The 12,894-nt window shown below is 59.3% G+C and carries 11 protein-coding genes; 6 read left to right on the top strand and 5 right to left on the bottom strand.

Annotated features, from left to right (window positions below):
- Positions 1-23 precede the first annotated feature (23 nt).
- From hslV to AAIH70_RS23055, 5 genes are all read left to right on the top strand, one after another.
- Entirely contained in the window at positions 24-551 is a 528-nt protein-coding gene (gene hslV, locus AAIH70_RS23035; protein ID WP_132278511.1) for an ATP-dependent protease subunit HslV, read from the top strand.
- 75 nt (positions 552-626) lie between these two features.
- Entirely contained in the window at positions 627-1,937 is a 1,311-nt protein-coding gene (gene hslU, locus AAIH70_RS23040; protein WP_430035776.1) for an ATP-dependent protease ATPase subunit HslU, read from the top strand.
- A gap of 248 nt (positions 1,938-2,185) precedes the next feature.
- Complete coding sequence (locus AAIH70_RS23045; protein ID WP_132278507.1) at positions 2,186-3,070, top strand: DUF1402 family protein; 885 nt, start codon at positions 2,186-2,188, stop codon at positions 3,068-3,070.
- A gap of 36 nt (positions 3,071-3,106) precedes the next feature.
- The gene (locus AAIH70_RS23050) at positions 3,107-4,504 is read left to right on the top strand and encodes a cytochrome P450 (RefSeq protein WP_132278505.1); all 1,398 of its coding nucleotides are present in this window, start codon (positions 3,107-3,109) and stop codon (positions 4,502-4,504) included.
- Positions 4,505-4,594: 90 nt separating this feature from the next.
- A complete protein-coding gene (locus tag AAIH70_RS23055; protein ID WP_132278503.1) occupies positions 4,595-6,775 on the top strand; it encodes a malate synthase G in 2,181 nt (726 codons plus the stop codon).
- Between the two features lie 84 nt (positions 6,776-6,859).
- Here AAIH70_RS23055 and AAIH70_RS23060 read toward each other — a convergent pair whose 3' ends face one another.
- On the bottom strand, positions 6,860-7,531 hold the full coding sequence (locus AAIH70_RS23060) for a L,D-transpeptidase (protein ID WP_132278501.1): 672 nt from the start codon (positions 7,529-7,531) through the stop codon (positions 6,860-6,862).
- A 191-nt stretch (positions 7,532-7,722) separates the two neighbouring features.
- Between AAIH70_RS23060 and AAIH70_RS23065 the strand changes: the two genes are divergently transcribed.
- Positions 7,723-8,211 carry an MmcB family DNA repair protein gene (locus AAIH70_RS23065; protein WP_132278499.1) on the top strand — a complete coding sequence of 163 codons (489 nt, stop codon included), beginning with the start codon at positions 7,723-7,725 and terminating at the stop codon, positions 8,209-8,211.
- Between the two features lies 1 nt (position 8,212).
- Here AAIH70_RS23065 and AAIH70_RS23070 read toward each other — a convergent pair whose 3' ends face one another.
- The 4 genes from AAIH70_RS23070 to AAIH70_RS23085 form a co-directional block, all read right to left on the bottom strand.
- Positions 8,213-8,794, bottom strand: a complete 582-nt coding sequence (locus tag AAIH70_RS23070; protein ID WP_132278497.1) for an ActR/PrrA/RegA family redox response regulator transcription factor — start codon at positions 8,792-8,794, stop codon at positions 8,213-8,215.
- 102 nt (positions 8,795-8,896) lie between these two features.
- Positions 8,897-10,210 (bottom strand): ActS/PrrB/RegB family redox-sensitive histidine kinase, encoded by a 1,314-nt coding sequence (locus tag AAIH70_RS23075; protein ID WP_132278495.1) that lies wholly within the window; start codon positions 10,208-10,210, stop codon positions 8,897-8,899.
- Between the two features lie 3 nt (positions 10,211-10,213).
- Positions 10,214-12,682 carry an ATP-dependent helicase HrpB gene (gene hrpB, locus AAIH70_RS23080; protein ID WP_430035792.1) on the bottom strand — a complete coding sequence of 823 codons (2,469 nt, stop codon included), beginning with the start codon at positions 12,680-12,682 and terminating at the stop codon, positions 10,214-10,216.
- Between the two features lie 12 nt (positions 12,683-12,694).
- A partial coding sequence (locus AAIH70_RS23085) for a hypothetical protein (RefSeq protein WP_430035780.1) occupies positions 12,695-12,894 on the bottom strand: 200 nt, incomplete at its 5' end.

A 12,894-nucleotide genomic window follows, 5' to 3' on the forward strand; every position in this document is an offset into this window, starting at 1 on the left:
CAAGCGGGCAGACAGGTGTTTCTATGACAACAATCATCACGGTACGGAAAGGCGGAAAGGTAATCATGGCCGGAGACGGTCAGGTGAGCCTCGGCCAGACCGTCATGAAGGGGAATGCGCGCAAGGTACGCCGCATCGGCAAGGACGGTGAAGTGATTGCCGGTTTTGCAGGCGCCACCGCGGATGCCTTCACGCTTCTCGATCGCCTTGAAAAGAAACTCGAGCAATATCCCGGCCAGTTGATGCGCGCGGCCGTCGAACTCGCCAAGGACTGGCGCACCGACCGGTATCTGCGCCATCTCGAGGCGATGATGCTGGTGGCCGACAAGTCGATCACGCTGGCGATCACCGGCAATGGCGACGTTCTGGAGCCTGAACACGGCACCGTCGCGATTGGCTCAGGCGGCAATTATGCCTTTGCCGCGGCTCGCGCGCTGATGGATTCGGACAAGTCGGCGGAGGAGATCGCAAAAACGGCGCTCGATATCGCTGCCGATATCTGCGTCTACACCAACCACAATATCATCGTCGAAAGCCTCGACGCGGAATAAGCGCATCTCAACTGTCATGGACCCTTGGCGCCGGGCCGCAACGGCCGGTGCCACAAGGGGGCCGAAAGGAAGACAATGACCAATTTTTCTCCCAGAGAAACCGTCTCCGAACTCGATCGCTACATTATCGGCCAACATGAGGCCAAGCGCGCGGTGGCGATCGCGCTTCGCAACCGCTGGCGCCGCCAGCAGCTCGAAGAAGGCCTGCGCGACGAAGTCATGCCCAAGAATATCCTGATGATCGGCCCCACTGGCGTCGGCAAGACGGAGATTTCCCGTCGTCTGGCAAAGCTTGCCGGTGCGCCTTTCATCAAGGTCGAAGCGACAAAATTCACCGAAGTCGGTTATGTCGGCCGCGATGTCGAGCAGATCATCCGCGATCTCGTCGAGATCGGCATCGGTCTCGTGCGCGAAAAGAAGCGGGCCGAGGTGCAGGCGAAGGCACATATGATTGCCGAGGAACGTGTGCTCGACGCACTGGTCGGCTCCACCGCTTCGCCTGCCACCCGCGACAATTTCCGCAAGAAGCTGCGTTCCGGTGAACTGGACGACAAGGAAATCGAGATCGAGGTGACCGATGCCGGCTCTGGCGCGCCCGGCGGCTTCGAAATCCCCGGAATGCCGGGCGCCAATATCGGCGTTCTCAATTTGTCGGAAATGTTCGGCAAGGCCATGGGCGGTCGCACCAAGAAGGTGCGCACCACCGTCCAGAAATCCTATGGCGAGTTGATCCGCGACGAGTCCGACAAGCTGATCGACAACGAAGTCATCCAACGCGAAGCCGTGCGTTCGGTCGAAAATGACGGGATCGTTTTCCTCGACGAGATCGACAAGATCGCGGCGCGAGATGGCGGCATGGGTGCCGGCGTATCACGCGAAGGCGTGCAGCGCGATCTGCTGCCGCTGGTCGAAGGCACGACGGTTTCCACCAAATACGGCCCGGTGAAGACGGATCACATCCTGTTCATCGCCTCCGGTGCCTTTCACGTCTCCAAACCGTCGGATCTGCTGCCGGAACTGCAGGGTCGTCTGCCGATCCGCGTCGAGCTGCGGCCGCTGGTGAAAGAAGACTTCCGCCGCATCCTGACGGAAACCGAAGCCAGCCTGATCCGTCAGTACAAGGCGCTGATGGGCACAGAAGACGTCAGCCTCGAGTTCACTGATGACGCCATCGATGCGCTGGCCGATGTGGCGGTTCATCTGAACTCGTCGGTCGAAAATATCGGTGCTCGTCGCCTGCAGACCGTCATGGAGCGAGTGCTGGATGAGATTTCGTTCGCAGCGCCTGATCAAGGCGGCACATCGGTCACGATCGACGCCGAGTATGTGCGCAAGCATGTCGGCGACATCGCTGCCGATACCGACCTGTCTCGCTACATTCTGTAAAAATATCGTGGCAGCCGGGCCACTGTCCGGCGCCACTCTTTAAACCGTGATCGCTTTTTAAGCATTCAAAGCTCGACAGCGCGCCCACCTTTCACGTAAAGGGGGCGCGTTTTACTGAAAAGCGCTGGCTCCTTCCGCAGATCTGCCCAGGATCGCCGAGCGATCGGCAGGAGACAGTGTTGCGATATTACTCGGGTAAATCGGCCTTTGCGGGCTTCGTTCTGACAGTGTCTTTGCTGGCGTGGGCCATGCCGACAACAGCGTCGGCGGATACTGTCGTGCCTCCAGGTAACCGCAACGTCGAGCAGCCGAAAATTCCCGGTGCATCTGTCCGCCGTACCCGCGCAGGCCGCACCACCTTCGACGATAAATACGACAAGATCCGCGAGCTTCTGGCGACCGACAAGGCCCTGATCTCGAAAATCAAATCGACGGCGCGCTCATACGGCATCGATCCGATCCACATGGTCGGTGCGATCGTTGGCGAACATACTTACAACGTCGATGCCTATGACCGGCTGCAGAGCTATTATGTAAAAGCCGCAGCCTATGCCGGCAACAATTTCCGGTTTGGCTACAAGGACGAGAGCATTGCTGACTTCGTTGGCCGCCCGGAATTCGCCAGCTGCAACGCCATCAGCGATTCCTATCGTCTCTGGTCCTGCCGGGAAAACATCTGGGACAAGACGTTTCGCGGAAACCGCGTCGGTGGCAATTCCTATCCCGACAACCGTTTCAGCGCCGTCTTTTTCCAGCCCTTTTATGCCGGGCAGACTTTTGGCCTTGGCCAGATCAATCCGCTGACGGCATTGATGCAGTCCGACATGGTTGCGAAAAATTCCGGTTATTCCAAACTGGATGAAAACGATGCCGGCGAAGTCTATCGGGCCATCATGGATCCGGACAAGTCACTCGCCTATATGGCTGCCACGATCCGTCGTTCGATCGACGATTATTCGTCGATCGCGAATGTCGATATCAGCAACAATCCTGGTATCACCGCCACGCTTTATAATACCGGCGGCTCAGCGCAGCGCGCTGCAGCACTGAGAGCACGCGGCGGCCTGCCGGAAGAAAATTATTACGGCTGGCTCGTCAACGACAAGCTCGCCGATTTGAAATCGCTGCTCTGAAGACTGATATAGATCCTTCAAACAGGAGGATCGTCGATGGACATGCGCCCCGAGCCTTTCGTTCCGCCGGCACCGGTGCCGCGCAGCGTGCCGCCATCAAGGCTTGAAATTATCCGCACGGTCTTGCGCAATCCCCTCGAACTGTGGGGTGAGCCTTCCTACACGCTGCCCTGGATCGATACGAAATTCTTCCAGGAACGGACCCTCATCATCAATGATCCCGGCCTGATCCGGCATGTGCTGGTGGATCATGCCGCCAATTACGAAATGTCGGAAATCCGCCAACTGATCCTGCGACCGATCCTGCGCGATGGATTGCTGACGGCGGAAGGCCAGGTCTGGAAGCGTTCGCGCAAAGCCATGGCACCGGTCTTCACACCACGTCATGCCAAGGGATTTGCCGGGCAGATGCTGACCAAGTCCGAGGAGTATGCGGAAAAATATGCGGATGTCGGCTCCTCGGGGCGCGTACATGACGTCTCGGTCGATATGACTGAACTCGCTTTTGCCATCCTCTCGGAAACTCTGTTTTCCGGCGATATCATTTCCGAAACCAGCAATTTTTCCGAGGATGTTGATCAGCTTCTGCACCGCATGGGTCGTGTCGATCCCATGGACCTGTTGCGCGCACCGCCATGGGTGCCCCGGATCACGCGAATCGGCGGCAAGAGGGTGCTGGAGAAATTTCGACAAATCGTGCGCAACACCATGGAGCATCGCAAGGCGAAATTGATGGCCGATCCCGCCAATGCGCCACAGGATTTCCTGACCCTGCTGCTGCAGCTTGCCGGCCCGGACGGACTGACCCTTGATGAGATCGAGGACAATATCCTCACCTTCATCGGCGCCGGCCATGAAACGACGGCGCGGGCACTGGCCTGGACGCTCTATTGCGTAGGCCAGTCACCGCATATCCGGCGGGCAATGGAGGAGGAGATAGACCGGGTTGTTGCCTCCGGTGCCGAACCAGTCGAATGGCTGGACCTGATGCCGAATGTGCGGGCTGCCTTCGAGGAGGCATTGCGTCTTTATCCGCCGGCGCCATCGATCAACCGGGCAGCGATCAAGGATGACAGCTGGACCTCGCCAGATGGCAAGACGGTCGAAATCAAGGCCGGCACGACTGCGCTGGTCATGCCATGGACGCTGCACCGCCATGAGCTTTATTGGGAAAAACCGCGCGCCTTCATGCCGGAACGGTTCCTGCCGGAAAATCGCGGCAAGATCGGCCGTTTTCAGTATCTGCCGTTTGGTGCGGGCCCGCGCGTCTGCATCGGCGCCACCTTTGCCATGCAGGAAGCGGTGATTGCCCTTGCAGTTCTGATGAAGCGCTATCGATTCAACGTGACGCCGCTGACCGATCCCTGGCCGGTGCAGAAACTGACGACCCAGCCGCGTGACGGCTTGCCGATGCGGGTGACCTTGCGTGATTGAACGAGACTATCGTTTGAACCCGTGACCGTTGACTATCCTCTCGCCACAGGCAAAGTGTTGTGAGCATTGCAGATATCAAGGGAGGCAGCGATGACCAGAATCGACGCATACGGACTTCAGATCGATTCTGGGCTGCACAGGTTTCTGGTCGATGACGCGCTGCCGGGAACGGGCGTCGATGCAGATCGGTTTTTCGAAGGTTTCTCGCAGATCGTTCATGATCTCGCACCGAAAAATCGCGATCTGCTGACAAAGCGCGATGCGTTCCAGCTGAAGCTTGACGACTGGTACCGCCAGAACCGTGCTCCCACCGACATGGCCGCCTACGAGGCTTTCCTGCGTGAGATCGGTTATCTTCTGCCGGAGGGCCCGGATTTTTCGGTTTCGACCAAAAATGTTGATCCGGAAATCGCCGGCATTGCCGGCCCGCAGCTTGTCGTGCCGGTGATGAATGCGCGTTACGCTCTAAACGCCGCGAATGCCCGTTGGGGATCGCTTTACGACGCGCTCTACGGCACGGACGCCATTCCGGAGGCTGACGGCGCTGAAAAAGGCCAAGGGGACGGCAAGGGTTACAATCCCGTTCGCGGCAGCAAGGTCATCGCCTGGGTTCGGGATTTCCTCGATCAATCTGCACCTCTGTCGGGCGCCAGTTGGACGGATGCGGCATCATTCAGGGTCGAATCGGCTGCACTGTTCTTCACGCTGACCGATGGACAGGTGACGGGCTTGAGCGATCCGTCGCAGTTTACCGGCTATCTCGGCGAACCAGCTGCGCCGACGCAGATCCTCCTGAAGAAGAACAATCTGCATGTCGAGATCCTGATCGATGCGACAACCGCCATCGGCAAGGACGATGCGGCGCATATCTCGGATGTATGGGCCGAATCGGCGATCACCACGATCATGGACTGCGAGGATTCCATTGCCGCGGTTGATGCCGAGGACAAGGTCGTCGTTTACCGCAACTGGCTCGGTCTGATGAAAGGCGATCTGACCGAAGAGGTTTTGAAGGGCGGTAAATCATTTACCCGCAAGCTCAACCCGGATCTGGACTATACCGCGCCGGATGGCTCGACCTTCGAACTCAAATGCCGCTCGCTGATGCTGGTGCGCAATGTCGGCCACCTGATGACCAACCCGGCCATTCTGGACCGGGACGGCGCAGAAGTGCCGGAAGGCATCATGGATGCGGTGGTGACGGCGCTGATCGCCCTTCACGATATCGGGCCGAACGGCAGGCGAAAAAATTCCCGGCTCGGCTCCATGTATGTCGTCAAGCCGAAGATGCATGGGCCGGAGGAAGTTGCCTTCGCCGCCGAGATTTTTGGTCGTGTCGAAACGCTGCTCGGCATGGCGGTCAACACCATCAAGATGGGCATTATGGATGAGGAGCGGCGCACCACCGTCAACCTCAAGGAGTCCATTCGCGCCGCCAAGGATCGGGTCGTCTTCATCAATACCGGCTTTCTCGATCGTACCGGCGACGAAATCCATACGTCCATGGAAGCCGGCCCGATGATCCGCAAGGGCGACATGAAACAGGCTGCCTGGATCGCGGCTTACGAAAACTGGAATGTCGATATCGGCCTCGAATGCGGCCTGTCCGGCCATGCGCAGATCGGCAAGGGCATGTGGGCGATGCCGGATCTGATGGCGGCAATGCTGGAGCAGAAGATCGGCCATCCGAAAGCGGGCGCCAATACCGCCTGGGTGCCGTCTCCTACGGCGGCAACGTTGCATGCCACGCATTACCACACGGTCGATGTCGCGGCTGTGCAGAACAGCCTGAAGGGCAGAACCCGGGCAAAAATCGCGGATATCCTGTCGGTGCCGGTGGCGCCGCGTCCGAACTGGACACCGGAAGAAATCCAGCGCGAGCTGGACAACAATGCGCAGGGCATTCTCGGTTATGTGGTGCGCTGGATTGACCACGGCGTCGGCTGCTCCAAGGTTCCCGACATCAACAATGTCGGCCTGATGGAAGACCGCGCGACGCTGCGCATTTCCGCCCAGCACATGGCCAACTGGCTGCACCACAAGGTGGTGAGCGAAGACCAGATCGTTGAGACGATGAAACGCATGGCCAAGACCGTCGATGAGCAAAATGCCGGCGACCCGCTTTACACGCCGATGGCAGCCAACTTCGAAAATTCCATCGCCTTCCGCGCGGCTCTGGATCTGGTGCTCAAGGGGCGCGAGCAGCCGAATGGTTATACCGAGCCGGTACTTCATCGCAGGCGGCTGGAATTGAAGGCGAAGCTCGGCTGACTGCGACTGTAATCGCACTGATGTTGAAAACGAAAAAGGCGGCCGATGTCTCTAGCCGCCTTTTCCTATGTTTGGGATTTCAGATTACTGAATGACAACGACCTTGGTCTGCCGGCCGGGCAGAACCCGGCGATAGAGATCGATAACGTCCTGGTTGATCATTCGAATGCATCCCGAGGACGCGGCCGTACCGATCGAGGCCCATTCCGGCGTGCCGTGCAGGCGGAACAGCGTGTCCTGACCCTTTTCGTTGAAAAGGTACATGGCGCGTGCGCCGAGCGGGTTGTTGAGGCCTGGACCCATGCCGGATTCCACATATTTCGCGATGTCCGGCTTGCGAACCGCCATTTCCTTCGGCGGATGCCAGGTCGGCCATTCCTGCTTCCAGGCGACATAGGCTTCACCAGCCCAGGCAAAGCCCTGCTTTCCGACGCCAATGCCGTAACGAACGGCCTTGCCGCGTGGCAGGATGTAATAGAGGAAGCGCTCGCGCGTGTTCACGATGATCGTGCCGGGACGCTCGGCCGTGTCGAAGCTGACGATCTGGCGATGGAATTTCTTGTCCAGACGGCTGATCGGGATTGCCGGCAGCGTGTAACCGTTATCGGTCACGCTGTTATAGGAATCCGTGAAAATTTCCGAAGTCTCGACGGTCGCCGGAGCGTTCGTTGCAACCTTGGTTTCGGACGTCGTGGAGCAGCCTGCCAGGGCCAAAAGGGCCAGGCCGGACGCGATCATGCTGGTGCGGATGCGCATGGATTTCTCTTGGAAATGAAGATTGTGAACTGAAGATGAAACGCTCACCTTTGATCAGCGGTTATTTGCCATTACATTAGGCTTTGCAAGAGCTGCGATGCGCTACGGCTTCGCTATTGCACAATTGAAAAAACCATTGTCTTTTTTGCAACATTGCCGGGTTGGGCCGACGGGATCCGCGATCGATATCCATGACCATTGTCAGCATAGGAAACGACAATCCGCTTTTGGACGGGCGGCAGTCCGCGCGGGCCATGATGGTTCGTCGAGGGGTCCAGATTCTCCTCAACGATATGCGCCACGCAATTGTCCCTGAGCTGACGCTTGCAAGCGGTCGCCGCGCAGACCTGATCAGCGTATCGGAGAAGGGCGAAATCTGGATCGTTGAAATCAAGACGTCGATCGAGGATTTTCGCATCGATCGCAAATGGCCGGACTATCGGCTTCACTGCGATCGGCTTTTTTTCGCCACGCACAAGGATGTGCCGCTCGATATTTTTCCCGAGGATTGCGGTCTGTTTCTGTCGGATGGCTACGGCAGCCATATGCTGCGCGAAGCGCCGGAGCACCGGCTGCCGCCGGCGACCCGAAAATCGGTCATGCTGAATTTTGCACGCGCCGCCGCCCAGCGCCTGATGATGGCGGAATGGGCGACCGGCAAGTCCTTCGACGAACTCTGACCTATTTTGGTGCGCGCTTTGCCAGAATGCGCTGCAAGGTGCGGCGGTGCATGTTGAGGCGCCGTGCCGTTTCGGAAACGTTGCGTTCGCACATTTCGTACACGCGCTGGATATGCTCCCAGCGTACACGATCAGCCGACATCGGATTTTCCGGCACGTCGGCTTTTTCGCCCGGCCGTTGGGTCAGCGCGTTGAAAACCTCGTCCGCATCCGCCGGCTTCGAAAGATAATCGACAGCACCGAGCTTCACGGCGGTCACCGCGGTGGCGATGTTGCCATAACCGGTCAGCATGATCACGCGCGTGTCCGTGCGGCTTTCGCGGATCGCTTCGATGACATCGAGGCCGTTGCCATCGCCGAGCCTCAGGTCGACGACCGCATATTTCGGTGGCCGGATTTTTGACTTTGCTATGCCTTCGGTGACGGATTCCGCTACTTCCACTTCGAAGCCGCGGGTCTCCATGGCGCGTGCCAGACGCCTCAGAAACGGACCGTCGTCATCAACGATCAGAAGCGATGCATCGGGCCCGATATAATCTGCCGTATCCAAAGTGCCGTGAGGCTCATTCCTGTCTGCAATCATAATTTTCGTCTCCGCAGGCCGTCTTGCCCACTGTTTAATGCGCCCGTTATCGTCTTTTGCAGCCGATCGGTAAAGTCACTTTACCCGCATCCCGATCAGCACTCATTGATCTGCTTCCATACGCCAGCGCGGCCATTCGATTTGAACACGGGCGCCGCTTCCATCTGCCTGCCAGTTGCCGAAGCGCAGTGTGGCACCGGAACGTTCCAATAGCGTTTTCGCAATGAACAGGCCCAGCCCCAGGCCGCCGGCACGATCCTGCGAGGTCGGCCTGCTGCTCATATAGGGCTCGCCGATCCTGAGCAGCACATCAGGTGCAAAGCCCTGGCCATCGTCTTCTATGGTCACAGCCACCTTCTCTGCGTCATGCTCAACCGTGAGAGTGACCGTGCTATGCGCATAATCGACCGCATTTTCGATGAGATTGCCCAGGCCGTAAAGAATGCCGGCATTGCGATTGCCGACTGGCTCGCCGTGGCGCGGTGTCTTTTCCACCAGCTTGATGCTGATGTCGAATTGCCGGTGCGGCGCGGTCACTTCTTCTATGAGGGAGGATAGCGGCAGGCGCCGCATATGTTCCTCGTCATCGGTGGAAAGCGATGTGAGGCGCCTCAGAATATCGCGGCAGCGCTCACTTTGGCTGCGCAAAAGTGCCACGTCCTCTGCGTATCTTTCATCATTGCCGAGTTCCCGCTGCATTTCCTTGGCGACCACCGTGATGGTCGCCAGCGGTGTTCCCAGTTCGTGCGCGGCAGCGGCGGCCAGTCCATCGAGTTGCGACAGATGTTTTTCGCGCTCCAGAACGAGTTCGGTCGCCGCCAGCGCATCGGCAAGCTGGGTGGCTTCATGCGATACGCGATAGGCGTAGAAGGCAGCAAACGACATCATCGATGCAATGGCGCACCAGACGCCCAGCTGCATGACCGGTTCGACAGTCAGCGCGTGATCCGCATACCACGGCACCGGATAGGGCGTGAAAACCAGTATCGTCGTGCACAGGACGGCAAAAACCAGCAGGGCCAGCGAGGGAACCAGCGGCTGTGATGCGAACGAGATGATGACGGGCACGCAGATCAGCGGCGCGAACGGATTGGCAAGCCCTCCGGTAATGAACAGAAGGCCGGCCATCTGAAGAAGGTCAAAGCCCAGCAAAGCGAATGCGGCGGCGGGGTCAAGCCGATGCGTCGGCCCAAAGCGGTAGGAAAGAAAGAGATTTGCAGCCGCAAGTGCAGCGATCAGGATGAGCGCTCCCATGATCGGCAAGGGAAAATGCAAAAACTGCCAAACGATCAGCACGGTAACGGTCTGGCCGGCAACGGCAAGCCACCGCAACCGAACAAGGGTCTGCAGGCGAATACGGCGGCTGGTATCGCCGAACTGCGCGTGCCTGAGGGAAGATCTGTCTGCAATGCTCATTATTCACGTCCCGCGTGGTTTCGCCCGATTGGTCGGCGCGGCTGCTGCCGGATCGTCCGGCCAGGGGTGTCTGGGGTAGCGGCCACGCATATCAGCTCTGACATCTTTCCAGGAGCCTGACCAGAAGCCGGGCAGGTCACGCGTGGTCTGAATGGGTCTGTGTGCCGGCGATGTCAGTTCGAGCAGCAGCGGCAGGCGGCCACCCGCCACCGATGGGTGTTTCGTCAGTCCAAAAAGCTCCTGCACCCGAATGGTCAGCACCGGTTCCTCGCCATCGTAACGAATGGGGTGCCGCTGGCCGGTCGGCGCCTCGAAATGGCTTGGGGCCATACGGCCAAGATCCTGGCGGATCTCATAGGCAAGCAGCGAGCGCAGGCCCTCGCTCAGACCACCGGTATCGATGGAGCCAAAACTGCTTCTGCCGTGTTGAAAAGGCACGAACCATTCATCCAGCCGGGCAAGCAATGCGTCGTCGCTGACGTCTGGCCAGGGCGCACCGACCGTCCGATGGAGGAAGCCGATCCGGTCGCGCAATTGCGCAGCGTCCTTGCCGAAATCGACAGCCTGCAATCCGAGCTGCCGGATGCCGTCCGCCAGGGCTTGTGCTGCCGCCGCCCCGCTCGGGCGCGGCAATGGCAATTCCTCCAGCACCACCGCTCCGATCCGGACCACGCGTCGGGAGCGGGTCTGCCGGCTGGCTGCATCGAAAAAATTCTCGTCCTTGCGTTCGATGATATAGGCGAGTTCCGCTTCGACCTGGGCGCGATCCACTTCGGCTGCGGCCAGCACGCGGGCCTGCGCTGCCCGGCCCGTCAGGTCGGCAATGACCAGCATGCGCGCTCCGGCAAGGCGTTCTGTTTCGTGTAGTGCGGCGCCGCGTCCGTTCACCATGACGAAACGCCCATGACCGCCGCGCTGCATGGCGACACGATCCGGATAGGCGTGAAGGAGCAACGCGCCGATGCTGACCGAATCCTCTCCGGCTTTGCCTTTGGGAAGCGATTTGGCCAATCGATCAGCCAGACCCCGTGCGGCTGTGGCACGCTCTCCTTTTTCCCGGTCGAACTGACGTAGCCGGTCTTCCAGATCAATGCCATTGCCGCCCAGCCCCTGCTCAGTCATCAAAACGGCAATGCGACAAGCATGTCTGGCGTGACCCTCTTCAGCAGCCGATATCACCATGGCGGCCAGCCGCGGCGGCAAAGCCAGTTCCCGCATCAGCCGACCTTTTGCCGTCAGTGCATCTGTCGCATCGAGAGCACCCAGCATACGAAGCAGCTGCCGCGCCTCCAAAAGAGCCGGTGTCGGCGGCTGATCCAGAAATGCCAGTGAGGAAGCGTCACGCACACCCCAATGCGCCATGTCGAGCACCATGCCGGAAAGATCGCTGGAGAGAATCTGCGCCGGCGCGAAGGCAGGCATTGCAGCGGTTTGGCCCTGATGCCAGAGCCGGATCGCAATACCCGGTTCCGTTCGCCCGGCACGGCCGGCCCGCTGGTCTGCCGCCGCCTGCGAGACACGTGTGGTTTCCAGCCGGGTGATCCCTGTGGATGGCTCGAAGACGGGAAGCCGCTGCTGGCCGCTATCGATCACCACCCGCACGCCGTCTATGGTAATGGACGTTTCCGCGATCGAGGTGGCCAAAACCACTTTGCGTTTGCCTGGCGGTGACGGCCGGATGGCGAGGTCCTGCTCTTTTTGCGAAAGATTGCCGAACAATGGTACGATCGATGTATCGGCGCCGAGCATGCCTTCGAGGCGCCCCGCCGTTCTGAGGATTTCCGCCTGCCCGGGAAGAAAGGCAAGGATGGAACCGGTTTCCTCACGATGGCTTTCGGCGATCGCTTTTACCATTGCGTCTTCGACACGCTGGTCGCCGGGGCGATCCCTGTAGCGAACCTCCACAGGATAGGCGCGCCCCTCACTCCGGATCATCGGCGCGCCCTGCAGCAATTCGCTGATGCGCTCGATGTCGAGCGTGGCCGACATAACAACAATGCGCAGATCCTCCCGCAAACCGTTCTGCACGTCGAGTGCCAATGCAAGGCCGAAATCCGCATCCAGCGATCGTTCATGAAATTCGTCGAACAGAACCGCCGACACACCGCTCAGCTCCGGATCATCAAGAACCATCCGGGCGAAAACGCCTTCCGTCACGACTTCAATACGCGTGCGTGCTGACATGCGGTTGTCGAGACGCATGCGGTAACCCACGGTCTCGCCGACCTGCTGATCAAGAAGAAAAGCCATGCGGCCGGCGGCCGCGCGGGCGGCCAGTCTGCGCGGTTCAAGCAGGATGATCCGGCCAGAGCACCAAGGCTGGTCGAGGAGGAGGAGGGGAACCAATGTCGTCTTGCCTGCACCAGGAGGAGCAGCAAGCACGGCCCGATTGCCATCACGAAGCGCTGCCGTGATCTGCGGAAAGGTTTCCCGGATCGGCAGTGCCGGCAGAATAGGGGCGGAAATCGGAATGGCTGACATTATTCAAGGCTTTCTGGACGGCACAACGGCTTGAGACATGCCGTTGAAGGAGGAGAAACGCAACCTTAGGCGAAAATTGGCAGCCAGATCCCCTGCGCAATAAGGGTTCTGATATTTCCTCGGCAAAAACATGACATTTTTGCGAAGTTGGTGTTGACTTGAGGAAGTGGTGGGGACTATAACCCGGTCACTGACGAGGGCGG

Source organism: Neorhizobium sp. BT27B (assembly GCF_050455485.1).
Lineage (GTDB): Bacteria > Pseudomonadota > Alphaproteobacteria > Rhizobiales > Rhizobiaceae > Neorhizobium.